Source organism: Ichthyobacterium seriolicida, from assembly GCF_002369955.1.
Lineage (GTDB): Bacteria > Bacteroidota > Bacteroidia > Flavobacteriales > Ichthyobacteriaceae > Ichthyobacterium > Ichthyobacterium seriolicida.
In genome coordinates this window covers 1087967-1113321 of record NZ_AP014564.1, presented here as the reverse complement: position 1 = coordinate 1113321, position 25355 = coordinate 1087967, and the positions used below count along the sequence as shown (strand labels likewise).

Below are 25355 nucleotides of genomic sequence, written 5' to 3'. Positions count from 1 at the left end.
TATTTAGAGAGAAGAAAATAACTAAAATATTGTGGAGTCGGGGAGATTCGAACTCCCGTGCGAATAAGTGTTCATACTGCTTTCTACACGCTTATTTTGTTTTAAATTTTCGATTGTAAAAAGAGATACAAACATCTAAAATTACAACTTAGCTTTTAAAATTCGGACTAAACACCAAAGCAATTATTTATTCCTAGTTCAAACTATATGGTGCCTCTATATGAAATACTGTCGAACAAAGTTTTTCAGAGACATCTCGCCTTTTACAACTTGTAAAATGAGCTTTACCGTACTATAATTCAGGTATTAAGCAGCAAGAGCGTAATTAGTTTCGCCATTTAAAAAATATGAAACATAGTATTAACGAGCCACATTACAAAGCTCGACGTGCTTACAATATCAATCATCCTACCGTCAAATCCAGTCGACCCCAAAATAAAAGTCATACCTATTCAAGTAAGTCAGACAAAGTTAATCGTTTTTTATTAAATTCGTCGAATTTCTCTTACTAGAAATATTAAAATTTAATAACCCTGAATTCAAAATATGTATAAAAAAATAATACTGCCCATTTTTTTTATCTTTTCACCAGAATCTATACATCGCATTGTCTTTTTTATCATCAAAGTATCTTTTAAATTCTCATTTATTAGGTATATCTTCAAAAAGAGGTATTTGTCGGAAAACTATAATTCCGAATCTGAGGTTTTTGGGTTGAAATTCAAAAATAAGGTCGGACTCGCTGCGGGATTCGATAAAGATGCTGAACTCTTTGAAGAACTATCTCTTTTAGGATTTGGATTTATAGAAGTGGGAACTATCACCCCTAGACCGCAAAAAGGCAATGATAAACCTAGGATCTTTCGTCTGAAAAAAGACAAGGGAATAATAAATAGAATGGGCTTTAACAACAAAGGAATTGAAAATGCCATAAAAAGATTAAAAAAAAGAAATAATAACATTATAATAGGCGGAAACATAGGCAAGAATAAAGACACCCCAAATGAAGAAGCTGTAAATGATTATATCTTAGCTTTTAAGAGTTTGGAAGATGTAGTAGATTACTTCACCATAAATATAAGTTCGCCTAATACTCCTAATCTGAGATTATTACAAGACAAGGAACCGTTAAAAAAAATACTTACATCCCTTCAAGAGATAAACATTAAAAAGAGGCCTATACTTTTAAAAATATCACCAGATTTGACAAAAGAGCAATTAGACGATATTGTAGAGATAGTTACAGACACAAAAATTTCTGGCATTATAGCTACCAATACTACCATTTCTAGGGATTCTTTAAAAGAAGATAAAGACGTTATAGATGAAATAGGCCCAGGCGGCTTGAGCGGTATACCACTGAGAGATAGATCTACGGAAGTTATAAAATATCTACATTCTAAATCTGATAATAGATTCTACATTATAGGCGTTGGAGGAATTCACTCTCCCAAAGATGCTCTTGAAAAGATAAAAGCTGGAGCCAGCCTCGTCCAGATATATACTGGACTTATATACAATGGCATTTCTCTTGTAAAAGAAATAAAAAAAGAGATACATAAAAATAGACTCTAAAAGGTTTTAAAAAAAGTATTAATTTGTCTTAGATTGATTTATAAGCAAAATATTATGAATAGGTTTTTATTTCTGGTATTTCTTTCATTATCGGTAACTATTAATGTTTTTTCTCAAAAATTAACCCAAAGTATTCGAGGTAAAGTAGTAGACAACGATGTTAAAATCCCATTACAAGGGGTGAATATACTCATAGAAAGTGACGGCGAAAGATATGGAGGTATAACTGATGAAAACGGATATTTTGCAGTTGATAATGTTTTAATAGGCAGGGTAGATATTAGTTTTAGTTATTTGGGATATAAATCATACGTGTTGAATAATCTGTACTTATATTCAGCTAAAGAATTGGTTTTGGATGTAGAGATGAAAGAAGATCTCACAATTTTAGATGAGATAGTCTTAGAGACAAAAAGAGGTGAAGAGATGGAAGTAGACAAGTTAAAGGCTGTTAATCCTAAAGAGATATCATACAAAAAAAGCAATCTATTCGCAGGTTCTGTAGGCGATCCAGCCAGGATGGTTTCTAATTACGCAGGCGTTAATCAAAGTAGTGATGAAAGGAATGATATAATAGTTAGAGGCAATTCTCCTTTGGGAATAGCGTGGAGGGTAGAAGATATAGAAATACACAGTCCTAATCACTTTTCTTCGATGGGGACTACAGGAGGAGCTGTCCCCATGTTGAATAACAATATGTTAGACAAATCTAATTTTTACTCTAGCGCTTTTCCCTCTAATTACGGCAACGCTTTTGCGGGATTATTCGACATACAATTACGTCATGGAAATAACACTAAAAGAGAATGGACTGGTCAAATATCTATGTCTGGGCTAGAACTAGGAGCAGAAGGTCCGTATCACGAAGATTATAATGGTTCTTATATAGCTAGTGCTCGCTATGCAGATTTTTCTGGCATTGAATACATAGTCGATTTTGGATATTCTGGCACTCCCAGGTATACTGACGCTATGTTTAAAACAGATCTCCCTATAGGAGAAAACTCCAAGATAGAGACATGGGGACTTTATGGATATTCAAAAATGAAAACTAAAGGAGACCCAAACAATAGAGAAATATCAAAAAAATACGATATAGATTTTAATTCAGAATTAGGAGTAGGAGCTATAACATACAAATACTTCTTCAACGATGCCATAAGACATAAACTATCATATGCTCTATCCTACAAAAAAGTTGGTGAAAACAAAGAAAAACAAAAAGTTAAAATAAAAACTAGTAACTCTAAAGAATATCTAAATATCATTAACTATCAGCTAATATATAAGTATTCTAAATGGCATTTGTTAAAACTAGGTTCAGGAGTTAACTTTATAAATGTAAACTATCACAGTAAAAGTTTAGAGGAAGCAATAGGCAAAAAACACCTAAAAAATGATGAACTCCATATAAAAAAAATAGATGATTTTAGAAAAATCAGCTCATATGTAGAATATAAAAATAGAAGTATTCCAAATACGGTAGTAAATTCTGGTATACATTTTCAGTATTTTGAATTAAATGATAGTTATAGCTTAGAACCTCGTGTTAATGTAGTTTTTGAAATCGTAAACGATCAAACCTTAAATATCGGATATGGTAAACACAGTCAATTGGTAGCTCTCAACTTTTTATATGAAACAAATAATGAGGAAAATAAATCATTGGATTTAGTTAAAGCCAATCACTTTATTGTAGGCTATTCAAATAAATTCTATGAAAATTGGATTTTTTCTTCTGAAATATACTTTCAAGATTTATACAATATTCCTGTTACTAAATTTCCCTCCTCTTATTCTTACTTGAATTCAGGCAGTGATTTTTCATCCTTTGTACCCAGTGAAAAATTAAAAAATTTGGGCACTGGAACTAATTATGGCCTAGAGGTTACAATTGAGAAAACTCTTACAGGTGAAGCCTTAGATTATTATATGCTGTTTACAGGAAGTTTATATGATTCTAAATATGCAGGATCAGACAAAGTGTATAGGCGCACCAAATGGGCTGGCGTATTCATGCTAAATACTATATCTGGAATAGAGTGGACCTTTGGAGATAATAATCAACATGTATTGGGGTTTAATATGAAAGTGAAATACGCAGGTGGCAATAGACACAATGTATTAGAAAAAAGAGATAAAGAAGTGATACTGCATCCACTTTTTGACAAAAATCCAGATTACAAAAGATTAGACCTCAAATTTTTGTACAAACTAAATACTCAAAATACTTCTCATGAACTTGGCATAGATATTCAAAATGTGTTTAACATAAGAAATGTCCGAGAAGTCCATTACTACATAGACGAACTAAATAATATAAATAAAACAAATTTCTTACAGTTAGGACTTATCCCTATTCTGAGTTACAAAATCTATTTTTAATATTTAATACAAAGGCACTGCAGAACAAATCTCTCCGTACATTATTTTAGTTGTAACAGTTCTCAACTTTTGTACGAGATGTAAATATGCATTCTCTGGAATCATTACCTTACTACATCGATTTATAATTACCCTTTTATTCTTAAAGGGATTTAAATCTATATTATCTATAATATTTTGATATATGACATTTTCTAAATCGACCAAATCCCCTTTAACCACTTTTAAGGCCATAGGAGAGAGCTTAGCACATATCAACATCATAGTCCAAGAAGGCAGTATAGTATCTGAAGAACAATGAATAGCTACATATTTATTTTTGAATATTTCCCAATTATATTTTTCTAATTCTATTCTGAATAATTTTTCTTTCAATAGAATTTCCTCCTGCAAAAAACACTTGATATCCAAAGTAACCCTTTCACCTTTAGGATAGAAATCACCTAAATCTATAGTTAGAGTTTTGATATTGCTCACCTTGTTTATCATCTATTTTTAACCTCTGATGAAATTATAAATTATTTGAAAATAGACTAATTATTTAAATAAAAATCTATAAGTCCCCCTGGACATTTGACCATTATTTGTCTTTTTACATAATCCACATCTTTTACTATATCCTCATGAACTGGGATCAATATGTCTTTTCCATTAAAATCTACATCTAAAAACATTTGTGGACTAGAATCATTTACCTCTTTTAAAACACCTATATCACCAAAAACCTCATCTATAACTCTAAATTCTATAAGGTCTTTATAACTAACTGTTTCTTCTCTTAAAGATGGCAACAGACTCAAGGGCAAGTACACATCTGATTTTAGTATTTCCAACACACTTACATCATCGTTTATATCTGTGAATTTTACACGTATTAGAGAATCAGATATAATGCGATAATACTCAATAAAAAAAGGAATCAGCATTCGGGACTTAGAAACGAATACTGATTCTATATCTTTTAATTTTTTGGGATTTACACTATTTAAAGAAATGATGACCTCGCCTTTGAAGCTATACTTTTTTATTATACAGCCCAAGACGAAGCATTCTTCAGGTCGAAAAGAATTATTTATAAAGTTTCTTTGCACTAGCAAATATTACTTATAATCTTACCCTTCTTTATTTTCTTCTTCTTTTGAGTCTTCAGAAGTCTCTTGTGAGTTTTGAGAGTCTTGTTCAGAATTAGGCTCTTGTGACTCTGCTGTCTCCTCTTGAGGAGCAGCATTTCTCTTAGCCTTTTGTTCCTCTGCTTTTTCTTTCTCTTTGGCTATCCTATCTTCTCTTTCTTTATCTCTTGCCTTTAGTAATTCATCCTTTTTATTAGAACTCTTTAGCTCTTTTTCATCCACCCACGCTTGGAATTTGACTTCTGCTTGCTCTTGTGTTAGAGCCCCTTTTAGTACCCCTCCATTTAGATGCTTCTTTAAAAGAACACCTTTGCGTGAAAGTATGGACCTTGCAGTATCTGTAGGTTGAGCGCCATTTTCTAACCATTTAACAGAATTTTCAACACTCAAAGTGATGCTGGCTGGATTAGTGTTTGGATCATAAGTCCCTAACTTTTCTATAAAACGACCATCTCTCTTTGATCTAGAATCCATAGCGACTATGTAATAGAACGGCTTCCCTTTTTTACCGTGTCTCTGCAATCTTATTTTTACTGGCATAAACAATATTTATTAGGATTCTCGATCCCGTATCAATATAAAACAACTCCCCAGATTTTCATCATTGAAAATCTCATTGGGGAGCCCAAAATTAGTGCTTTTTTTAAAATATACAATTGAAACTTTATCAACTACAAAAAATATTTATACTGTATTTGCAAGGACTTTACTTTTGTGCTGTGATTAATTGATTATAAGTTATAATTCATACCAAATATGAAGTTAATAGCAATGATTCCAGCTCGTTATGAATCAAGTCGTTTTCCTGGAAAATTAATGGAAGACCTCCAAGGCAAAACAGTTATAACTAGAACCTGTGAGGCTGTACACAAAGCCAATATATTCGATGAAGTAATAGTAGTCACAGATAGTGAAATAATATTTGATGAAATAAAAAAAAATGGCTGGAGTGCTCATATCAGCAATAACATACATAAATGTGGAACAGATAGAATAGCAGAAGCCGCAAAAGATATAGATGCAGACATAATAGTAAATGTGCAAGGAGATGAGCCCTTTATAGATAGAGAGTCACTCAAAAAAGTGGTAAGTGTTTTAAAAAAAGATATTACAGAGGAAATAGACTTATCATCTCTTATGAAAAAAATGTCTTGCACAGAGGATATAAATAATCCTAATAATGTTAAAGTGATTACAGATAAAGATGATTTTGCAATATATTTTTCAAGACATCCCATCCCTTATGCTAAGGGAGATTACAATGCTAATTATTACAAACACATAGGTGTATATGCTTTTAGAAAAAAAGCTCTCCTAGATTTTGCCAAACTACCTATTAGAGATAATGAGGCGTCCGAAGAAATAGAAGCTATTCGTTATATAGAACACAAAAGAAAAATAAAGATGATAGAAGTCTCAAATATAGGATTAGGAATAGATACTCCCGAACAATTACAAAGAGCTAGAGAATTTCTAAAAAAGAAATAACAGATGTTATTCGAATACTAAAATTACCTTCCAAGCTCTAGTGTGAAGAGACTCTATAGGGTCTGTCCAAGGGCTTCTTCCCTTCTGAGGATTGTCTTTAACTAAACTGTCAAAAATTCCAAAAATTCCCTTTGTAATAAGGGAAAATTTAAAATATGGCATATAAAAATCTACTCCAAAACCAAATTCGTACTTGAGGTCTTTAGCTTTCACTCTAAATACATTGTCAAAATTATCGTGTAGTGAATTTTCACCAGATATAAAATTATGAGTATATGAAATTCCACAAGTGATATAAGGTCTAAAATTATTTATTCTAAAACTGCTAAATTTTAATATTAATGGAATATTTAAAAAAACTAAACCTACTTGTCTAGAAGTGTCATCTGTACTTTTCACATTAGTATTTAACTTTGCGTATTTTATCAATATCTCTTTATCGTATTTAAATCCTTTTTGCGTGTAAGAGACCCCAGGCTCCAACCTCAGGTTTAAAAATTCATGTAGACGATAATCTATAAGTAGCCCTATATCAAACCCTATAGTCGGATCTGTTTCTATCTGTATACGTCCACTTTCACTTAGATCATCTTCACTTGGAACTATCTTAAAATCGTAATAATTTAATCCTAAATAATACCCAAAATGATATGTTTGAAAATCAAAATAAGGCATATTCTGAGGAGTCTTTCTCTGTGCCACAGATGTGAAAAATCCACTCAGTATTAATAGGACTAAATACAGATATTTTTTCACGATTAAATTATCTAACAGCCGTGTATATAGAGGCTATCCCAAGACTTAAGGGTTTGATTTTTATATTTTGGAATAAACATTCCGATAAGATATTAACATATTTATTTCCATGGGAAAAAGCTTCTACCGATTCTGGCAAATACTGATATGCCGAATTGTCCTTTGAAACAATTTTTCCTATGAAAGGCAAAATATATTTAAAATAAAAATTATATATCTGCCTTACAGGAAATCTACTAGGTTGAGATAACTCTAATACTACTAGTAATCCCTTTGGTTTTAATACTCTGTATATCTCTTGCATTCCCTTTTGGATATTCTCAAAATTACGAACTCCAAAAGCCACTGTTATAACGTCGAAAGTATTATCACCAAAAGGCAATTGCTCAGAATCGCCTTGTATAAAACTTATTTTTTTTTCAAGTTTTTTTTTAGAGACTTTGTCTCTTGCTATTTTCAGCATTCCCTTAGATATGTCTAATCCTATGATTTCTTGGGCACTTGTAGATGAAAGAGATATCGCTAAATCACCCGTTCCAGTGGCTATATCTAAAATATTTTTAGGGTTATGAGTTTTTACTATGTCCACTACTTTATCTCTCCATCTCCTATCTATTCCAGCTGAAAGAAAATGATTCAAAAAATCATATCGATGAGATATGTTGTCAAACATAATCTCTATCTGTTTTTTCTTGGAAGAAGTATTATCGTAAGGTTTTATCTCTTTACACACTTTACTATTTGTTTAATATTGTTTTTAGCCCACAGAATACCAAGAGGGCACCAAAAATAATTTTTACAGTTCTCTGATTTAAAGACAAAGCTATTTTAGACCCTAAAAAAGCTCCTATTACAAATGCAATAGATATTACTACGGCAAATTTTACCTCTACCATCCCTTGTTTGTAATAATTTATAACTGCCATAATACCTATGGGAGGTAACATGGCTGCAAGAGAAATTCCCTGTGCCTTAAACTGAGAAACACCGAAAAACAAAATTAGTAACGGTATCATTATGATTCCTCCACCTACTCCTGTCAAACCACTTAATACTCCGGCACAAATACCTACAAATACTAATAACAAAACAGTGATCATATCCATTGCTCAAAACATAAAATAGTAATCATATTATTTTTTTTAAAAGTCAAAGTTTAAAGAAAAATGAAGTCGTCTGTTTTCTTCATATGTATCTACTCCGATAGCATAGTCTATTCTTAAAAAATATCCAAATATTTGTGTTCGTATACCTATGCCGTATGCGTACACTATAGGTGACAATAGTCTGTTCATTTTTATTGTTGTTAATTTACGTTTAACCGTCTCGTATTTAAGTTCTTCATCCTGAAGAGGTAATAGTCCATTCCAAGCACTACCAATATCAAAAAAAGGTACTATTTGAAAGTGTTTTACAATCTGCCAAGAGATAGGTGATTTATAGAAATATTGAAAGATAGGCCATCTAAATTCAGTGTTAAATAACATCACGTTATTACCGTTTCTGACATTTTGTTTAAAGCCTCTCATGTTAGTCATCAGAGTTTGAAAGGCGTAATTCTCTTTTTTAGATACAGGAATATTGCGATTGTAATCAGGACTAAATTCATTGTCAGTACCTCCCAAATAATGTATGAGCCTCAATTTGGTCAAAGAAGATCCAAAAGCTAATCTATTTGCCCATATTAGATTTCTGTGTATTTTATGATAATATCTAGCATCTAGACCTACATTGACCATAAAACCGCCAGATTCATCCATATTAAAATTAGCAGTTATAAATACCTTATACTTTAAGCCGTCCTCTAAGTTCAATCCTATTTTTCTAGAATTATCATAAACATACGACACGGTCGAAGAAATGTAATTTTTGTATTTTATTTTTTCCTTTAAAGTCCTTCTTTCAGTTGATAATAGAACCAGTTTATCATTCCTATAACCTAACTCCATACTAATTTTCCTAATAGGATCAAAAGGGTATGTCAATCCATATTTTACTCCTTTAGTAATTATATTCGTATGAATCACATCATTGACATTGTATGCTCCTGTCCTGTATATTGTGTAACTTTTATTCCATCTTCCATTTCTATCATCTAATTGCAATTTAACTTGATTGTTAGGCAATATTGAAAAACCTGGGACCCAAGAGGGTTGTACTTTAAATCTTCCCGAAAGTATATAGTCTTCAAAAATATCTTTTAATTCTATATTGAACAATACATTTGATCCAGATCTCAATGTGACTGGCCCTCCTGTATAAATCTGATAATCTATATTCTCAAAGGGATCTAACTTTAATTTTATGCCTGTAGGGAAAAATAAGATGTCATAAAACCTTCTGTTTATCATATGTCGTTCACTCCTTAATATAATATCATTTCCACTCTTCTCTTCTACCATTATTTTATGATCGTAATTTTTAATTCCAAAACTCTCCAAGACATCATTTTCAAAGGTGTAATTGTATATATCTACAGGATATTTTTTTGTTTCTACATTGGGAGATAGGTCCTCATTTGAAGTGTCAACTTCCTCATCGGTTTGTTCTATTATATCTAAATCATTATTTTTATTTATTACATAATCCTTTGTTATTTGTACTTTATATTCGTTATCATCTATAATAACCTGAGATAGAGTATTGTTTTTTGCATCTATCTGCAGTGTGCTGTTAGTATTGTCGTTATCTATATGGTCAACATTCTGTTGCTTGAATTGAAGTTTATAGTGTATAACTGTATCTATATGACTTATTACATTGTCTATTTCAACTCGTTTTCTGATTATACTATCTGATTCTACACGACTATATATGAAGTCTTTCCCTATACTCTGCAAAGTTTTATCTTCAGTATCTCGATCATGAGTTATCTTTTTTAATACTGGAGACTTGTTCTCATAATCGTATAAAAATAATTTATACTTATCTCCTCCTAGTCTGTATTCATTGGAAAATTTTATAGTATCTGTGAGTCTGTTAGATGAAAACACAATGTATTTATCTCCATTAACAAAAATGGGATTATGATCTTCATAGCTGTCTTTTGTTATTTTTTCGACTACGTTAAGGCTAGGAGTATATACGTATATATCTGAATACCCTTCTACCGTAGCTGACAATACAATCTTATCGCCTTTACCATTATAAGAGATGTCATTTATTTTTTCGAATTGCGCTATATTCTTTTGGAATATCTCATCTGACTCTATATCGTATATGTTTATGTATAACATATTTTCCCTCTCGGTATAAAAACAAAGTTGAGTTCCTTGTGGATTCAATGAGATAATAGGAAAACTAGTGTCTTCGTTTCGAGATATCTTATATCCCCCTTCAAATGTTTTTATTTTTTTCTTGGTTTCTAAATCTAATATATTTATGCTGTATTCACCCCTATCATGAGTGGTGTATGCTATTGTATTGGAAATACTAGAATAACTAATATTAAATATCTTATCTTCTACACCGCTGTCTACAATTATATCTCGTAGTTTCTCTTTTTCTTCTTCTATGCTCTTTATGTCAAATTTTTCTAAATAGAAATTTCTCCATTCTTTTAAGAAGTTTTCATAGGTAATTCCCAAAGCTATCTCAAATCCTTTTCTTGTGTCTTTTGAAATAGTACATAGATATATTAAATCAGATATTATTTCATGGCCATATTTTTCACTTACGTATTTCCAAATTGAATAACCAAAAGAAATATTTACATCATCATTGTGATAACTCAAACTTTGTAGATAATCGTATTTAATCCCATCTCTTATTTTATCGTTAAAATCTGGAGAATCTCGATTAGCTATAAATGCACTTAATCCATCAATAAACCAAGGAGTGATCTTACCGAATGCATCATCAGTATTTTTAATGTTTGTCATCAGCTTATTGCCGTTGAGAAGATAGGTTATATACATCCTGGCCATGATTTGCCTAAACTGTATATCTAAACCTTTTTTATCACCGACTCCATAAACAAAAAGTTTATCGTAATCTACACTCAATGTGCCTGATGTATCAAAACTGTCTTGAGCATTATCATTTAGATTGCTCTGCTTTAAATCTTCCATAGATTTAAAGCATATAATTTTTATTCGTTGGTCAAATTCTATATCGAAGATACTGTCTAACCTCTTCATCTCTCTTGGAAGAGAATGTAGTATATATTCAGCAATCTTTTTAGATTTGATATAGTAATACACATCATATGGATCATATCTATAAAAATTCCATTCGAAACCCTTGTAGACTACTACACTTTTGCCATATTGCTGCTGATTGCCGTAATAAAACTGAGCTCTTACACTTAAATTGCTAAGTATTAAAAAAAATGTAAAATAAAATAGGTATTTTTTTTGTTTCATTCTTTCCTAAATTCCTAAACATAGCATAAAGAACGATTATTTCCTCATATAAAAAGAACTGGACCAAAAAAAAGATATTCTATAGGTTTATAGCAAATAGAAATGAAAATTAATTAACTAATCTCTATACTAAAATGAGATATTGAAAATCAATCATAAATTTATTTTTTCTAACTTGACACTTCTACCTAATATAACTTGGGATGTTTTATAAAAATACTGTGTGTAATCAGATACAAATACCTCTATCTCACACTCTGCCAAAGATGAATTGATAATACCCTTAGCTATTAAATCAGACTTTAGATCACGTGATAAATATTCAGCTGAATCTATAGTAGCAACACTGAAATTATAATACTTATTTATTTGATCACGTATGAGTGGGTAATGAGTACAGCCTAAGATTAGGCTATCTATACCTTGTAATTTATAGTTAGATAAATATTCCGATATAATAGAATAACTAACAGAATTTTTATAAAACCCCTCCTCTATCATAGGAGCTAAAAGAGGCGTAGCTAATTCTCTTACTTCTATCCCCTTGCTATTAAGACTAGAATAGTATATGTGAGAATCTACAGTTGCCCTGGTGGCTATAACCCCTACTCTTTTAAATTTGCTTTCAAGAACCTGTTTAACAGCTGGAATTATCACATTAAAAACCAATACATTATCTCCCTTAACCAAAGAAGATATATGGCTATAGGCTATGGAAGAAGCTGAATTACAAGCAATGACAATAGCCTTACAATTCTTTTCAATTAAAAAATTAACTATCCTGTCTGAGTATTCTATTATAGACTCAGGAGACTTCTCTCCATAAGGAAGGTTTTTTGTATCACCAAAATATATGAACCTCTCATTGGGGAGCAGGTCTAACATCACCTTAGCTACAGTTAGACCGCCTATACCAGAGTCAAATATGCCTATTGGTCGATTCCCCACACTTGAATAAAAATAAAAAAAGACAAAAAAATAACAACTCAGACAAAGCACCTGCTTTTAAAGCACTTACCCTCGCTCGAAATATTAGATCTCTTTTATTTACTTTTTCTAAACTTTTAACTTGTTTTTAACTTACTTTTTACATCAGAGGTCACATCCTTTGAAGGGTCAAAAGCTACTATTCCTCCTGATATTACATCGAGTATATAATCTAATTTCTTAGCCTTTCTTACAGCCTCTATGGCAACTCTAATCCTATCTCTGATAGGCTCCATTAACTTGATCTGTTTTTGTTGTAACTCTGTAGCAGCAGTTTCTCTAAATTTTTCAATTCTAATTTGCATCTCTTGCAAACTTTTCATCCTCTGTTCATTTATAGCATCTCCCTTACCTGTAGCCTCCTTTTGATATTTTTTATTTTTTTCCTCTAACTCCTTTACCATTACCATGAGCTCGTCTTCATAAGTCTTTCTTATAGATTCTAATTCAGTCTCTATCTTTTTGGTCTCTGGCATAACAGTTAATATTTCGGCACTATTTACATGCCCAATCTGAGCATGAGACGCCTGGACAAAAAACAAACTAAACACCAAAACAGAAATACTCTTGACACAATTCGTTAAAGTCATTTTTATTTTAAAAGTTCCACTCATAATTTTTATTGTTATTTATTTATTATTTTCAATACATCCTCGCTATAATCAAGCTTTTTGTTAGCATACAATACCGACAAACCACTCGACGATATATCCAACACAAAATCTAATCTCCTCTTTTTAGCTATCTCCTGAACTGCATTCCACACCTCATCTTGTATAGGTCTTACAAATAATTGTCTCTTTATAATAAGATCTCCATCGGGCCCAAATCTCTTATACCTCAACCCTTCTAGATCTTTCTCTAATAAACCTATCTCACTTTCCTTTTCTCTAATCATATCCTCGGTAAACAATGCCTTGTTAGCAAGAAATTCATTCTGAACCTTTTTGATTTCCTTGTTCTTAAGATCTATTTCCGATTGCCACTCCTTAGACAATTGATCTATCTGCCCCTGTGCCTCCTTATAAGAAGGAAAGTTTTCTAAGATGTACTTCACATCTACATATCCAATCCTCTGAGCCGCTGAAAACAAAGATGAAAAAGAAAATACAGTTAGAAATATTGTACTTTTAACACTCATAAAGAGACAAATTGCGCGCTAATTTAATTATTTTTTGTAATTAAACTGCGCTAATCTTAAAATTGTTGACCAATTACAAAATGTGTCTGCCATCCAGATTTATTATTATTTCCTAAGGTTCCATCAAAACCATACCCCAAATCAATTCCTAACATTCCAAACATCGGCATAAATATTCTAGCTCCAAAACCAGCTGATCTCTTTAACAAAAAGGGATCGTAGTCTTTAAAATTTAAAAAAGAATTACCAGCTTCTACAAAGCTGAGTAAGTAAATACTAGCAGTAGGACTTAAAACTACTGGATATCTCAATTCAATGTTGTATTTATTATAAATAGTCGCCCCCTCCTGTGTGGATAAACTATTATTGGCATATCCCCTCAAACCTATGTTTTCTCTACCGTCGGGATATTGATTCAACCCATCTCCTCCCAAATAAAAACGTTCGAAAGGAGATAAAATCTCGTTGTCATATGCATTTATAAAACCCATCTCCGAACCTACTCTAAAAACTAAATCCTCTAAGAATACTTGAGAATACCAAATGTTTTTAATCTTCACCTTGTAGTACTCCACCCACTTGTGTATTTTCCTATCGTAGTCTTCTAATTCCTCTGTAGTAGCATCGTCTCCTGGACGCACATTCTCATTTTTCATAAACAAAGAATACGGAGGAGTCAGCTCTATAGAAACACTTACATCTGAACCTGTTCTAGGATAAATAGGACTAGGCCCTGATGAATTTCTACCTAAAGAGACAGAATATGTAATTCCATTTGAATTTCCATTTGAGAAACTCAATAGATTTAACCTGTAGTTCTCAAGAGAATATCTCTTAAAATTTAAACTTTGATACAAAACAAAATAGTCATCTGGAAATTCTAACCTCTTTCCTAAACCTACAGTCACACCAGTGATTCCCATACTACTATTGCTATCCCTTCCACGTCTCCTGCTATCAAAGGGAACTTGAACTGTATGATGAGCAGAAAATGATAAATTAGTAGGAGTTTCTCCTCCCAACCAAGGTTCAGTAAATGAAAAACTATATGTCTGATGAGAAACACTAGCCTGCACTCTCAAAGATATTTTTTGACCGTCACCCATAGGGATAGGATTCCACTCATCGGGATCAAATAAACTGCCAGCTGATAAATTATTAAGAGAGAGTCCTAGACTACCTATAAATTGATTCCTGCCCCAACCTCCTTGTAATTCTATTTGACTGCTGGACTTTTCGACCAAAGAATACTCTATGTCAACAGTATTAGTCAAAGGATCTGGTTTGGGAACTATACCTATTTTTTCTGGATCGAAAAAAGACAATTGGCTTATCTCCCTAAATGAACGCTGTAAATCTGTTTTGCTAAACAACTGACCTGGCCTAGTTCTTATCTCACGCAAGATAACGTGATCCTTGGTTCTAGTATTTCCCTTGACTATAACTCTGTTTATAGTAACTGGCTCTCCTTCGAAAATTCTTATTTCGACATCAACAGAATCTTTTTTCACACTAACCTCCACAGGAGTAACCCTCGCAAATAAATGTCCCTGATCTAAATATAAGGTCTTAATATCATCGCCATCTGGAGACCCAGAAGTCATTTTATTCAACAGTGATGTATCGTAAACATCATCTTTCTCTATTTTTAGAATACTCTGTAATTGCTCATCGGTGTATTTTGAGTTTCCAACAAATTTTATGTCTCTATAAAAATATTTTTTTCCTTCGTCTACCTCTATCTCTATATTGATATTGTAATCGTCAAACTTATAAACTCTTTCACTTGATATGCGAGCATCCCTATAACCATTTTTCTTATAATAGTCTATTACCTTGTTTAAATCTTCACGATAATCCTTGTCTACAAACTTAGATGTCTTAAACCAATTCCAAAAACTCTTTTCAAATGTCTTTTCCATCTCCCCCTTTAAATGACGAGAATGTATGGAATTATTACCCTTAAAAGTTATGTCATTTATCTTTATAGCATTCTGTAAATTCACATCTACTTTTAAAATCGACCCCTTCTTATCAGATAAATCCTCCTCTTTGAATACTCTCACCTCAGTGTTTAAATATCCATCGTTTATGTATTTATTCCTGATATAGTTTTCTGTCTCAGTTATCAAATTTTTGGTGATCATCCTGCCCTTATTCAGTTTTAGCTCTTTAACTATATCATCTGCTTCGGATTCGCTTATTCCCGATATCTCATACTCTGATAATTGCGTCAACTCTTTTAGTGATATTTCTATATCCACACTGTCCTTTGTGACTTTCGAAGCGTATACTGAAATATCCTCAAACTGCGATTGCTTCCAAAGTTTTTTTATAATATTAGATATATCATCGCCTGGAATACTTATTTCCTGTCCTTTTTTTAAACCCAAAAAAACTATTATAGGATCAGAATCAAAACGATTATTGCCTACAATTTTTATGTCTCTTATGATGTAACTTACTGGATTTCTAAAAGATGAAGTACTTATGTATTCTTGAGCTTTTATATTTGTACTAACAGATATAAATAATACAAAACCTGCTAATAGTACCTTTGATAGTTTTTTTGTCATTTTTAAATTTATTCTTCTGAAAGTTTACCAAACCTCCTATTTCTATTGCTATAAACTTGCAAAGCTTTTAAAAGATGTGTCTTTTTAAAATCAGGCCATAAAACACTAGTGAAATACAATTCTGCATAGGATATCTGCCATAATAAAAAATTGCTAACGCGTTGTTCTCCACTAGTTCTTATTAAAAGATCAACATCTGGCAAATCTTTGGTGTATAATCTCTTGCCAAAAAGCACATCATCTATATCTTCAACTTTTATCTTACCAGAACTGACATCCGAAGCAATAGTCTTTGCAGCATCGACGATCTCCATTCTAGAACTATAACTGACAGCTATGGTCAAAATCATCCTATCATAGGAAGATGTCTTTTCGACAACCATTTTCAAATCCTCTGATACATCGGCTGGTAACCTATCTAAATTTCCTATTACATTTAGTTTGACATTATTCTCTTGGAATGTTTGTAATTCTTTTTTAGTCCAAGATCTCAACATATCCATCAATTTAGACACTTCACTTTTAGGTCTATTCCAATTTTCTAAAGAAAAAGCATACAAACTAACGTATTTTATTCCTAATTCACAACAGACTTCTACAATATGTCTTACAGTTTTTACTCCATTTTTATGACCCAATACTCTGAACAAACCCCTCTTTTCTGCCCAACGTCCATTACCATCCATAATAATAGCCAAATGCCTAGGCATATTATCATTAGATATAGTGTCGTTTTTTTCCATCAATACTTAAAATAATTCAATATTTCTATGCCTAACCCTTAACAATCACACTTCAATTCAAAAGTGTAAACCAACGACAAACTTATAATATTAAACCAATCAAAATTACTTGTATCACCAAATACATTTTTATTATACAACTTGATAGATTCACCCTTAGCATAATCTTCTGTAACAGAGTTGTCTATTATGATCTGTTTGTCTATATATCTAGATTTATTAGGATTACTAGAATCTATATTATCCGAAAAAATACAGTTAAACATAATCCTGCCTTTCAAGGCCCAATCTCTAGAAAACAAATACTTATAGCCTATGCCAAAAGGAATAAAAGCCACAGGCTCAATAACTTTTTTTTTCTGCTGTACAAACTTATCCACACCACTAAAAATCAAATAACTATACTCTGACATATACATCTTAATACCTACACCTACAAAGACAAAAGGGGTATGAAAAAGATTTTTTCCTCCATCTAAAGGAAAAAAATTAAACTCTAATACTTCATACAACATAATTGTATTAAGATCTATATTTTTATTCCTATTTTTTCTGTAAGCTTCAGTAGCTCTAGTGTCTGTCTCATTTATCCAATTGTACTTTAAATTTGTTAATAAGTTAAATCTATCATTTATCACCCAGCCAAATCCAAAACCAAATCCAAATCCCGATGGATTTATAAAATGTGTATTTCCTACATCACTAACTAAATTATTAGTACTAAATACAGTTGTGATCTCACACTTTTGCTTTTCACCGTATTGAGCGAATAAAACCGTACTCCAAAAGAAAAAAAAAATAGTATAATTGTTCATGTCCTAGAACTCCTTACATCTATGCCCCAAAATAATTTTTCGTGTAAAGCTGATGAAAAACTCTGATCTTTAAAAATTAGAGTCTTAACACTAAAATCCGATTTCTTAATAATTATTTCTTCCTTATCTATATCAACCTTAATCCTAGAATCTAAAGACATGTAACACTTAGAAGTACTCCTGACTACATTTACTTTTATAACATCATCCCCGGAAACTATAATCGGTCTCAAATTCAAATTATGAGGAGCTACTGGAGTAATGATAAAATTATTTGTATCGGGCATTATAATGGCTCCTCCACAACTCAAAGAATATCCAGTAGATCCAGTTGGAGTAGCTACTATAAGACCATCTGACCAATAAGAATTCAAGTATATATCATTGACCGATACCACCGTGTTGATAATAGAAGTGTTGTTTTCACCATAAATATAAACCTCGTTGAGAGCTACATTGGCACACCTATGACTTTTATCGAAACTAGTAGATAGTAATATTCTATCTAAAACATTGTAATCTCCCTTTATTATTTGTCTTATTCTATGAGATATCTCCTCCTGTTTTATACTTGCCAAAAACCCTAATCTTCCCATATTTATTCCAACTATTGGAATACCTGAATCTCTTATATAATCTACGGTTTTTAGAATAGTTCCATCTCCTCCTACTGTGATGAGTAAATCTATTTGTGATTTTAAATCTTCAAAAGAAGAAAAACTAGCTGTGTTTTGAGAAAATATTTTTTTGCCTTTTAGATTGTCTAATACGACATATTCAACATTGAGCTCATCCAAGGCAATTTTTAATTTTAAAATACAGCCATACACCTGATCTGTTTCTATTATACTAAAAATCCCTACTTTCATATGATTCTATATTCTTAGAAAAAGATATTAACTACAATACTCCAGTACTTCCAAAGCCTCCTCCTCCCCTTTGCGTTTCACTAATTACTTCTACCTTATCCCAAGATACTTTTTCATATTTTGCAATGACCATTTGTGCTATCCTATCTCCGTTTTTTATCTCAAAAACATCTGAAGATAGATTGATCAGCACAACACATATCTCACCTCTATAATCAGAATCGATAGTTCCTGGAGAATTGAGTACTGTGATTCCACTTTTTATAGCCAGACCACTACGAGGCCTAATCTGAGCCTCTAAACCCTGAGGCAATTCTATAGATAATCCCGTCTTAACTATAAGCCTCTCTAAAGGCCTTAAAGTTAAATTAGTATCTATATTAGCCCTCAAATCCATACCTGCAGAACCCTCTGTCTGATAACTGGGCATGCCATGGGTAGACCTATCAATTATTTTTACTCTCATAAAGATAATAACATGTTTAATAAATAAACTTATAATCAAAAAAAAACCCTATAGTAAATCCATAGGGCGAGCATGCAGGAGACAGTAAAAAAATACCTCACCTGCTTTTTTCATAATAATAAAAAGAATAAATCAACCTCTATTTATCATCCTCTTTATTATTCTCAATATTATTTTTATCATCTACCACGGATTTATCACTAGCCTCAACTTCCATAGTATTAACAATATCTACATCTTTCTTATTAGCTTCCTGTTTTGGCTCTTTGTCAGACTTACTCTTTCCTCTACTCCTTCTAGTAGTCTTGGTTTTAACATCTTTAGCCGTGTATATATCATTGTAGTCTACTAACTCCATCATACACATTTGAGCATTATCTCCCAAACGAGTTCCTGTCTTTATAATTCTAGTATAACCACCTGGCCTACTAGCTATCTTGACAGATATATTTCTAAATAACTCATTAATAGCTTCCTTACTCTTAAGATAACTAAAAACCACTCTTCTAGAATTAGTAGTATCATTCTTAGACTTAGTCATAAGAGGTTCTAAATACTTACGCAACTCCCTAGCCTTAGCAACAGTAGTGTTTATTCTCTTATGTTCAATGAGTGAACAAGCCATGTTAGCTAACATTGCTTTTCTATGTGATGCCGTCCTACTTAAATGATTAAATCTCTTTGCGTGTCTCATATTTTTTTACTAAATGAAGTAATAAACTTTTTATTTTAAACCGTATATGCTCAAATCCATTCCAAAACTCAAGCCCTTAACATCCAAAATAGACTGTAATTCAACTAATGTTTTTCTACCAAAATTTCTGAATTTCATAAGGTCGTCCTCTCTAAAACCTACTAGCTGTTCAAGTGTATCTATTTCAGCGGTTCTAAGACAGTTCAATGCTCTTACCGACAAATCTAAATCTGTTAGATTAGTCTTGAGTAATTTACGCATACGAAGTACAGTATCATCATATACATCTGATTCTCTTTTGCCGTCTGCCTCAGTAGATATTTTTTCATCCGAAAACAAAGCAAAATGATGAATGAGTATCTTAGATGCCTCTTTTAAAGCATCCTTTGGAGTAATAGAACCATCTGTCTTGATATCCATAAGTAATTTTTCATAGTCAGTCTTTTGCTCTACCCTAAAGTTCTCTATACTGTATTTTACATTTTTTATAGGAGTAAAAACTGAATCCATGACTATTACACCTTCAGATACAGGTACCCTCTTATTCTCTTCCGAAGACACGAAGCCTCTACCTTTCTCTATGGTTATCTGAAATTCTAACTTTACACTTGGATCTAGATTACATATCAATAGATCTTTGTTTATAACTTCAAAATTAGATAAAAATGAACCTATATCTTCAGATAAAATCTTTTCCTTTCCAGAGATAGATATATTTACTTGTTCAGTATCTATATCAACTATTTGCTTTAATCTAATCTGTTTGAGATTTAAAACTATCTCGGTCACATCCTCCATAACACCTTTTATAGAAGAAAACTCATGAGCTATTCCAGACATCTTCAAAGAAGTGATAGCATATCCTTCCAACGAAGACAACAATACCCTTCTAATAGCATTACCTACGGTTAAACCATAACCAGGCTCCAAAGGTTTAAACTCAAAACGACCCTGAAACTCATCAGAATCAATCATTAAAACCTCATCTGGTTTTTGAAAATTTAAAATTCCCATCTTTTATTTCTTATCTATTTAAAGTAACACTATTATTTAGAATACAACTCTACTACTAACTGCTCCTTGATATTCTCTGGAATTTGTGACCTTTCAGGAACAGAAACAAAAGACCCTACTCTACTTTCTTCATCCCAAGTAAGCCAATCATAACTCACTCTACTAGATAAAGAATCCTCTATAACTTGCATGTACTTAGATTTTTCTCTGATCCCAATCTTATCTCCAGGCTTTAAAGTGTACGAAGGTATGCTAACTGTATTACCATTTACTGTGATATGCCTATGAGAAACTAATTGACGAGAAGAAGCCCTAGTAGGTGATATACCCAACCTGTATACTACGTTGTCTAACCTAGACTCACATAGCTGAAGCAATACTTCACCAGTAATACCCTTTATTCTAGAAGCTTTCCTAAACATATTAGAGAACTGTTTTTCCAATATACCATAGGTGTACTTGGCTTTCTGCTTCTGTTCTAACTGAACAGAATATTCAGACTTTTTTCCTCTCCGCTTAGAAAAACCGTGCTCTCCAGAAGGATATTTCCTCTTCTCAAAATACTTATCTTCACCCAGAATTGGATCGCCGAATTTACGAGCTATTTTTGTTTTAGGACCTATATATCTAGCCATACTCTAATATCTTTATTTTTCTTACACATAATTTAAATATTATACACGTCTGCGCTTTGGAGGTCTACAACCATTATGAGGTATAGGAGTTATATCCATTATTTCTATAACCTCTATTCCAGAATTATGTATAGATCTGATAGCAGATTCTCTACCATTACCAGGCCCTTTGACAAAAACTTTAACTTTCTTCATCCCAGCTTCTAAAGCCACCTTCACACAATCATCAGCTGCCAGCTGAGCAGCATAAGGAGTATTCTTCTTAGATCCTCTAAAGCCCATTTTACCTGCAGAAGACCAAGATACAACCTCTCCTAATTTGTTTGTCAGAGATATTATAATATTATTAAAAGAAGCATTTATATGTGCCTCACCTACTGCATCTACCTTTACTTTCCTATTTTTATTTGTGGTTTTCTTAGCCATAATAATCAACAATCATATAATTACTTAGTCGCCTTCTTTTTGTTTGCAACAGTCTTTTTCTTACCCTTTCTAGTTCTAGAGTTATTCTTAGTTCTCTGACCTCTCAAAGGTAAGCCCATCCTATGTCTGATACCCCTATAACAACCTATATCCATTAATCTCTTGATGTCTAACTGAGTACGAGAACGTAACTCTCCCTCTATAGTATAAGAAGAAACGACCTTTCTAATGGAAGTGACATCTTGATCAGACCAATCCGATACTCTAATATCCTCACTAATCTTAGCTTCACTTAATATCTTAGCAGCAGTACTACGACCTATTCCATAAATATAGGTCAACCCTACTACGCCTCTTTTATTTTTGGGTAAATCTACCCCTGAAATTCTAGCCATAAAATAATAGAATATTAATTATCCTTGTCTCTGTTTAAATCTAGGATTCTTTTTATTGATAACATATAATCTCCCTTTTCTCTTAACAATTTTACACTCTTCGCTTCTTTTCTTTATCGATGCTCTAGTCTTCATATATCATTTTTTTTAATATCTATAAGTAATTCTACCCTTGGTCAAATCATAAGGAGTCATATCTAACTTTACTCTATCCCCAGGCAAAATACGTATATAATGCATACGCATCTTTCCTGAAATATGTGCGGTAACCACATGACCATTCTCCAACTCTACCCTAAACATAGCATTAGACAAAGCCTCAATTATCGTCCCATCTTGTTCTATTGCTGATTGTTTGGCCATAAAATTATAAATTAATGTCTGTTATACGTCCTTTGAGTCTACCACTTCTCATTAAACCATCGTAATGATGATTTAGCAAATATGAATTTACTTGCTGCAAAGTATCTAACACAACACCAACCATAATAAGTAATGAAGTACCTCCATAAAACATGGCAAAACTCTGAGTTATGCCAATATTAACTACTATAGAAGGCAATATAGCTATAAAAGCCAAAAATAAAGCTCCAGGCAAAGTAATTCTAGACATAACCTTATCTAAAAATTGAGAAGTATCCATTCCTGGTTTTATCCCAGGAATAAAACCACCATTTCTCTTCATATCATCACTCATTTGAGTGGCAGGAACCGTTATGGCCGTATAAAAGTAGGTAAACATAATTATCAAAAAAGCAAATAATAAACTATACCACAGACCGTGTATATCTCTAAAAACAATAGACAATTTTTGCATTATATCATTAGAAGACAATGAAAACAACTGCATAGGTAGAAACATAATAGCTTGAGCAAATATAATAGGCATAACCCCAGAAGAATTAACTTTTAACGGTATATACTGCCTAACACCTCCAGTTGCCACAGCTCCAGAAACACTCCTTTTAGCATATTGCACTGGAACCCTTCTAACTGCCTGAACAAGCATAATAGAAAACGCTATAACTACAAGCCAAATAGCAAGCTCTAATAGCAATATGACCAAACCTCCATTAGAATGTTCCATCTTAGATACAAACTCTTGCATAAAAGCCTGGGGCAGATGAGCTATAATCCCAACTGTAATCAATAAAGATATACCATTACCTATACCCTTATCAGTGATCTTCTCCCCTAACCACATAGCAAATACTGTTCCAGTTACCAATATTACTATAGATAGAACCCAAAACATTGTGTCAGACAATAAAATAGCTTCCTCGGGAAGCATAATTTTTATAGTTGTTATATAAGTAGGGCCTTGTATAAGACATATGAGTATAGTTAAAAATCTCGTTATCTGATTAATTCTTTTTCTACCGCTCTCTCCCTCTCTTTGCATTTTTTGAAAAGAAGGGATAATTATACCAGATAACTGCACCACAATAGATGCAGATATGTAAGGCATAATACCCAAAGCTAAGATAGATGCTTTAGCAAAAGCCCCTCCAGTAAAGGCATTCAACAAACCTAATAAACCAGATGCTGCTCTATCCTCTAGAGCAGATAACTGCGAAATATCAATTCCAGGCAAAGGAATATAAGACCCAAATCTGTATATCAATAAGAATGATAGAGTAACTAAAATCCTATTCTTAAGATCCTCTATTTTAGAAATATTTTTTATGGTAGTTATAAAATTCCCCATTACATAAAATTATAATTCTTTTGCTTGCCCTCCACTACTTATGATAGCTTGCTTAGCTTTAGCAGAAAACTTGTGAACTGACACCTTCAAAGGAGACTTCAACTCTCCCCTAGCTAAAATTTTAATTAATTCTCTATTACTAGCTATACCATTGCTCACCAATATGTCTGGAGTAACCTCATCTTTTATTTTTTTAGAATCTACTAAAGATTGCAAAACATCCAAGTTAACCCCTCTATACTCCTTTCTGTTTATGTTAGAAAAACCAAATTTAGGAACCCTTCTCTGAAGTGGCATCTGACCTCCCTCAAAACCTATCTTTTTAGAAAAACCAGACCTAGATTTTGCTCCTTTATGTCCTCTAGTAGATGTTCCTCCCCTACCTGAACCTTCGCCTCTAGCTATTCTCTTATTATTCTTGACAGATCCCTCAGCAGGTTTTAAAGTACTTAAATCCATATCGTATTATTTATATATTACTTAACTTCCTCTAAGGAAACCAAATGCTTTACTTTTCTCACCATACCTAGTATCTGAGGTGTATCATTGTGTTGCACAGTACTATTCATCTTTTTAAGTCCCAAAGCTATTAAAGTTCTCTTCTGATTACTAGGACGGTTTATAGAACTTTTAACCTTAGTTATTTTAATCTTTGCCATAACTTTTTAACCGTTAAATACCTTTTTTAATGGAATCCCTCGCTCTATAGCCACTTGATTAGCACTCTTCAACGATAAAAGACCATTTATTGTAGCTTTTACAACATTATGTGGGTTAGAAGAACCTTTTGACTTTGACAATATATCCTTTACCCCTACCGTTTCCAAAACAGCTCTAACCGCACCACCTGCTATAAGTCCAGTACCATGAGAGGCTGGACGCATAAATATCTTAGCCCCAGAAAACTTAGATTCTTGTTCATGCGGCAATGTGCCATTTACCAGTGGTATTTTCACTAAATTCTTCTTGCCGTACTCAATAGCCTTTGCTATAGCATCAGACACATCTTTAGACTTACCAAGACCATAACCAACAACACCATTTTCATTTCCAACAACCACTATAGCAGAAAACCTGAAAGCTCTACCTCCCTTAGTTACCTTAGTAACACGCTGAACACTAACTAGACGATCTACTAATTCTAAGCCCTTAGGTTTTACCCTATTAGCATTTTTAATTTTCAACATA

General features: G+C 32.5%; 29 protein-coding genes and 1 other RNA gene. 3 read left to right on the top strand and 27 right to left on the bottom strand.

All coding sequences use genetic code 11. The annotated features are described in order from the left end of the window. Positions 1 to 29 precede the first annotated feature (29 nt). Positions 30 to 432: a transfer-messenger RNA gene (gene ssrA / locus JBKA6_RS04240) on the bottom strand. Positions 433 to 546: 114 nt separating this feature from the next. Between ssrA and JBKA6_RS04235 the strand changes: the two genes are divergently transcribed. Both JBKA6_RS04235 and JBKA6_RS04230 read left to right on the top strand, forming a co-directional pair. Then, positions 547 to 1575 (top strand): quinone-dependent dihydroorotate dehydrogenase, encoded by a 1029-nt coding sequence (locus JBKA6_RS04235; RefSeq protein WP_096686175.1) that lies wholly within the window; start codon positions 547 to 549, stop codon positions 1573 to 1575. Positions 1576 to 1629: 54 nt separating this feature from the next. Next, entirely contained in the window at positions 1630 to 3960 is a 2331-nt protein-coding gene (locus JBKA6_RS04230) for a TonB-dependent receptor (RefSeq protein WP_096686173.1), read from the top strand. A 3-nt stretch (positions 3961 to 3963) separates the two neighbouring features. On the opposite strand, the gene JBKA6_RS04225 is transcribed toward JBKA6_RS04230, so the two are convergent. Genes JBKA6_RS04225 through JBKA6_RS04215 form a run of 3 tightly spaced genes read right to left on the bottom strand, consistent with a single transcriptional unit; the run spans position 3964 to position 5630 of the window. Next, positions 3964 to 4449 carry a DUF2480 family protein gene (locus tag JBKA6_RS04225; RefSeq protein ID WP_096686171.1) on the bottom strand — a complete coding sequence of 162 codons (486 nt, stop codon included), beginning with the start codon at positions 4447 to 4449 and terminating at the stop codon, positions 3964 to 3966. Positions 4450 to 4493: 44 nt separating this feature from the next. Further along, complete coding sequence (rimM, locus tag JBKA6_RS04220) at positions 4494 to 5051, bottom strand: ribosome maturation factor RimM (RefSeq protein WP_157776938.1); 558 nt, start codon at positions 5049 to 5051, stop codon at positions 4494 to 4496. A gap of 21 nt (positions 5052 to 5072) precedes the next feature. Then, positions 5073 to 5630 carry a 30S ribosomal protein S16 gene (locus JBKA6_RS04215; protein ID WP_096686167.1) on the bottom strand — a complete coding sequence of 186 codons (558 nt, stop codon included), beginning with the start codon at positions 5628 to 5630 and terminating at the stop codon, positions 5073 to 5075. Positions 5631 to 5846: 216 nt separating this feature from the next. On the opposite strand from JBKA6_RS04215, the gene kdsB reads away from it, so the two are divergent. Continuing rightward, positions 5847 to 6578, top strand: coding sequence for a 3-deoxy-manno-octulosonate cytidylyltransferase (kdsB, locus tag JBKA6_RS04210; protein WP_096686165.1), 732 nt, complete (start codon positions 5847 to 5849; stop codon positions 6576 to 6578). A gap of 6 nt (positions 6579 to 6584) precedes the next feature. Here kdsB and porT read toward each other — a convergent pair whose 3' ends face one another. The 23 genes from porT to rpsE all read right to left on the bottom strand — a co-directional run bounded on the left by porT (position 6585) and on the right by rpsE (position 25354). Next, the gene (gene porT, locus JBKA6_RS04205) at positions 6585 to 7334 is read right to left on the bottom strand and encodes a type IX secretion/gliding motility protein PorT/SprT (protein ID WP_231952035.1); all 750 of its coding nucleotides are present in this window, start codon (positions 7332 to 7334) and stop codon (positions 6585 to 6587) included. A 7-nt stretch (positions 7335 to 7341) separates the two neighbouring features. Beyond that, a complete protein-coding gene (ubiE, locus tag JBKA6_RS04200) occupies positions 7342 to 8067 on the bottom strand; it encodes a bifunctional demethylmenaquinone methyltransferase/2-methoxy-6-polyprenyl-1,4-benzoquinol methylase UbiE (RefSeq protein ID WP_096686161.1) in 726 nt (241 codons plus the stop codon). 4 nt (positions 8068 to 8071) lie between these two features. Then, on the bottom strand, positions 8072 to 8440 hold the full coding sequence (locus tag JBKA6_RS04195) for a sulfite exporter TauE/SafE family protein (protein ID WP_096686159.1): 369 nt from the start codon (positions 8438 to 8440) through the stop codon (positions 8072 to 8074). Between the two features lie 36 nt (positions 8441 to 8476). Continuing rightward, complete coding sequence (locus tag JBKA6_RS04190; RefSeq protein WP_096686157.1) at positions 8477 to 11698, bottom strand: BamA/TamA family outer membrane protein; 3222 nt, start codon at positions 11696 to 11698, stop codon at positions 8477 to 8479. A gap of 153 nt (positions 11699 to 11851) precedes the next feature. Next, on the bottom strand, positions 11852 to 12646 hold the full coding sequence (murI, locus tag JBKA6_RS04185) for a glutamate racemase (protein WP_231952034.1): 795 nt from the start codon (positions 12644 to 12646) through the stop codon (positions 11852 to 11854). 116 nt (positions 12647 to 12762) lie between these two features. Beyond that, a complete protein-coding gene (locus JBKA6_RS04180) occupies positions 12763 to 13299 on the bottom strand; it encodes an OmpH family outer membrane protein (RefSeq protein WP_096686155.1) in 537 nt (178 codons plus the stop codon). An 11-nt stretch (positions 13300 to 13310) separates the two neighbouring features. Beyond that, positions 13311 to 13826: an OmpH family outer membrane protein gene (locus JBKA6_RS04175; protein WP_096686153.1), complete on the bottom strand. Its 516-nt coding sequence runs from the start codon at positions 13824 to 13826 to the stop codon at positions 13311 to 13313. 56 nt (positions 13827 to 13882) lie between these two features. Beyond that, entirely contained in the window at positions 13883 to 16402 is a 2520-nt protein-coding gene (gene bamA / locus JBKA6_RS04170) for an outer membrane protein assembly factor BamA (RefSeq protein ID WP_096686151.1), read from the bottom strand. Between the two features lie 8 nt (positions 16403 to 16410). After that, complete coding sequence (locus JBKA6_RS04165) at positions 16411 to 17145, bottom strand: isoprenyl transferase (RefSeq protein ID WP_096686149.1); 735 nt, start codon at positions 17143 to 17145, stop codon at positions 16411 to 16413. Between the two features lie 38 nt (positions 17146 to 17183). After that, positions 17184 to 17960 (bottom strand): DUF6089 family protein, encoded by a 777-nt coding sequence (locus JBKA6_RS04160; RefSeq protein ID WP_096686147.1) that lies wholly within the window; start codon positions 17958 to 17960, stop codon positions 17184 to 17186. Then, on the bottom strand, positions 17957 to 18829 hold the full coding sequence (locus tag JBKA6_RS04155) for an NAD(+)/NADH kinase (RefSeq protein ID WP_096686145.1): 873 nt from the start codon (positions 18827 to 18829) through the stop codon (positions 17957 to 17959). The genes JBKA6_RS04160 and JBKA6_RS04155 overlap by 4 nt, the downstream gene beginning before the upstream one ends. A gap of 31 nt (positions 18830 to 18860) precedes the next feature. Beyond that, positions 18861 to 19295 carry a dUTP diphosphatase gene (gene dut / locus JBKA6_RS04150; RefSeq protein ID WP_096686142.1) on the bottom strand — a complete coding sequence of 145 codons (435 nt, stop codon included), beginning with the start codon at positions 19293 to 19295 and terminating at the stop codon, positions 18861 to 18863. A gap of 139 nt (positions 19296 to 19434) precedes the next feature. Beyond that, positions 19435 to 19989, bottom strand: a complete 555-nt coding sequence (gene rplQ, locus JBKA6_RS04145) for a 50S ribosomal protein L17 (RefSeq protein ID WP_096686140.1) — start codon at positions 19987 to 19989, stop codon at positions 19435 to 19437. Positions 19990 to 20019: 30 nt separating this feature from the next. Further along, positions 20020 to 21003, bottom strand: a complete 984-nt coding sequence (locus JBKA6_RS04140) for a DNA-directed RNA polymerase subunit alpha (protein ID WP_096686138.1) — start codon at positions 21001 to 21003, stop codon at positions 20020 to 20022. A gap of 32 nt (positions 21004 to 21035) precedes the next feature. Beyond that, positions 21036 to 21638 carry a 30S ribosomal protein S4 gene (gene rpsD / locus JBKA6_RS04135; protein WP_096686136.1) on the bottom strand — a complete coding sequence of 201 codons (603 nt, stop codon included), beginning with the start codon at positions 21636 to 21638 and terminating at the stop codon, positions 21036 to 21038. A gap of 39 nt (positions 21639 to 21677) precedes the next feature. Next, positions 21678 to 22064 carry a 30S ribosomal protein S11 gene (gene rpsK / locus JBKA6_RS04130; protein ID WP_096686134.1) on the bottom strand — a complete coding sequence of 129 codons (387 nt, stop codon included), beginning with the start codon at positions 22062 to 22064 and terminating at the stop codon, positions 21678 to 21680. A gap of 20 nt (positions 22065 to 22084) precedes the next feature. Further along, positions 22085 to 22459 (bottom strand): 30S ribosomal protein S13, encoded by a 375-nt coding sequence (gene rpsM, locus JBKA6_RS04125; protein ID WP_096686132.1) that lies wholly within the window; start codon positions 22457 to 22459, stop codon positions 22085 to 22087. Positions 22460 to 22477: 18 nt separating this feature from the next. After that, a complete protein-coding gene (gene ykgO / locus JBKA6_RS04120; protein WP_096686130.1) occupies positions 22478 to 22594 on the bottom strand; it encodes a type B 50S ribosomal protein L36 in 117 nt (38 codons plus the stop codon). Between the two features lie 12 nt (positions 22595 to 22606). After that, positions 22607 to 22822, bottom strand: coding sequence for a translation initiation factor IF-1 (gene infA, locus JBKA6_RS04115; RefSeq protein WP_096686128.1), 216 nt, complete (start codon positions 22820 to 22822; stop codon positions 22607 to 22609). A 4-nt stretch (positions 22823 to 22826) separates the two neighbouring features. Then, a complete protein-coding gene (secY, locus tag JBKA6_RS04110; RefSeq protein ID WP_096686126.1) occupies positions 22827 to 24167 on the bottom strand; it encodes a preprotein translocase subunit SecY in 1341 nt (446 codons plus the stop codon). 9 nt (positions 24168 to 24176) lie between these two features. Continuing rightward, complete coding sequence (gene rplO, locus JBKA6_RS04105; RefSeq protein WP_096686124.1) at positions 24177 to 24626, bottom strand: 50S ribosomal protein L15; 450 nt, start codon at positions 24624 to 24626, stop codon at positions 24177 to 24179. 17 nt (positions 24627 to 24643) lie between these two features. Next, entirely contained in the window at positions 24644 to 24826 is a 183-nt protein-coding gene (gene rpmD / locus JBKA6_RS04100) for a 50S ribosomal protein L30 (RefSeq protein ID WP_096686122.1), read from the bottom strand. Between the two features lie 6 nt (positions 24827 to 24832). Further along, the gene (gene rpsE, locus JBKA6_RS04095) at positions 24833 to 25354 is read right to left on the bottom strand and encodes a 30S ribosomal protein S5 (RefSeq protein ID WP_096686120.1); all 522 of its coding nucleotides are present in this window, start codon (positions 25352 to 25354) and stop codon (positions 24833 to 24835) included. Position 25355 lies beyond the last annotated feature (1 nt).

Coding starts and splice junctions, on each gene's coding strand:
- JBKA6_RS04230 (WP_096686173.1), top strand. CDS start 1,630: ATGAATAGGTTTTTATTTCTGGTATTTCTTTCATTATCGGTAACTATT.
- JBKA6_RS04140 (WP_096686138.1), bottom strand. CDS start 21,003: ATGGGAATTTTAAATTTTCAAAAACCAGATGAGGTTTTAATGATTGAT.
- rplQ (WP_096686140.1), bottom strand. CDS start 19,989: ATGAGACACGCAAAGAGATTTAATCATTTAAGTAGGACGGCATCACAT.
- rpsE (WP_096686120.1), bottom strand. CDS start 25,354: ATGTTGAAAATTAAAAATGCTAATAGGGTAAAACCTAAGGGCTTAGAA.
- JBKA6_RS04155 (WP_096686145.1), bottom strand. CDS start 18,829: ATGAAAGTAGGGATTTTTAGTATAATAGAAACAGATCAGGTGTATGGC.
- JBKA6_RS04165 (WP_096686149.1), bottom strand. CDS start 17,145: ATGGAAAAAAACGACACTATATCTAATGATAATATGCCTAGGCATTTG.
- JBKA6_RS04195 (WP_096686159.1), bottom strand. CDS start 8,440: ATGGATATGATCACTGTTTTGTTATTAGTATTTGTAGGTATTTGTGCC.
- JBKA6_RS04175 (WP_096686153.1), bottom strand. CDS start 13,826: ATGAGTGTTAAAAGTACAATATTTCTAACTGTATTTTCTTTTTCATCT.
- JBKA6_RS04190 (WP_096686157.1), bottom strand. CDS start 11,698: ATGAAACAAAAAAAATACCTATTTTATTTTACATTTTTTTTAATACTT.
- JBKA6_RS04160 (WP_096686147.1), bottom strand. CDS start 17,960: ATGAACAATTATACTATTTTTTTTTTCTTTTGGAGTACGGTTTTATTC.
- rpsK (WP_096686134.1), bottom strand. CDS start 22,064: ATGGCTAAGAAAACCACAAATAAAAATAGGAAAGTAAAGGTAGATGCA.
- dut (WP_096686142.1), bottom strand. CDS start 19,295: ATGAGAGTAAAAATAATTGATAGGTCTACCCATGGCATGCCCAGTTAT.
- kdsB (WP_096686165.1), top strand. CDS start 5,847: ATGAAGTTAATAGCAATGATTCCAGCTCGTTATGAATCAAGTCGTTTT.
- JBKA6_RS04225 (WP_096686171.1), bottom strand. CDS start 4,449: ATGATAAACAAGGTGAGCAATATCAAAACTCTAACTATAGATTTAGGT.
- JBKA6_RS04180 (WP_096686155.1), bottom strand. CDS start 13,299: ATGAGTGGAACTTTTAAAATAAAAATGACTTTAACGAATTGTGTCAAG.
- infA (WP_096686128.1), bottom strand. CDS start 22,822: ATGGCCAAACAATCAGCAATAGAACAAGATGGGACGATAATTGAGGCT.
- JBKA6_RS04215 (WP_096686167.1), bottom strand. CDS start 5,630: ATGCCAGTAAAAATAAGATTGCAGAGACACGGTAAAAAAGGGAAGCCG.
- rpsD (WP_096686136.1), bottom strand. CDS start 21,638: ATGGCTAGATATATAGGTCCTAAAACAAAAATAGCTCGTAAATTCGGC.
- rpsM (WP_096686132.1), bottom strand. CDS start 22,459: ATGGCTAGAATTTCAGGGGTAGATTTACCCAAAAATAAAAGAGGCGTA.
- rplO (WP_096686124.1), bottom strand. CDS start 24,626: ATGGATTTAAGTACTTTAAAACCTGCTGAGGGATCTGTCAAGAATAAT.
- ykgO (WP_096686130.1), bottom strand. CDS start 22,594: ATGAAGACTAGAGCATCGATAAAGAAAAGAAGCGAAGAGTGTAAAATT.
- rpmD (WP_096686122.1), bottom strand. CDS start 24,826: ATGGCAAAGATTAAAATAACTAAGGTTAAAAGTTCTATAAACCGTCCT.
- secY (WP_096686126.1), bottom strand. CDS start 24,167: ATGGGGAATTTTATAACTACCATAAAAAATATTTCTAAAATAGAGGAT.
- JBKA6_RS04235 (WP_096686175.1), top strand. CDS start 547: ATGTATAAAAAAATAATACTGCCCATTTTTTTTATCTTTTCACCAGAA.
- bamA (WP_096686151.1), bottom strand. CDS start 16,402: ATGACAAAAAAACTATCAAAGGTACTATTAGCAGGTTTTGTATTATTT.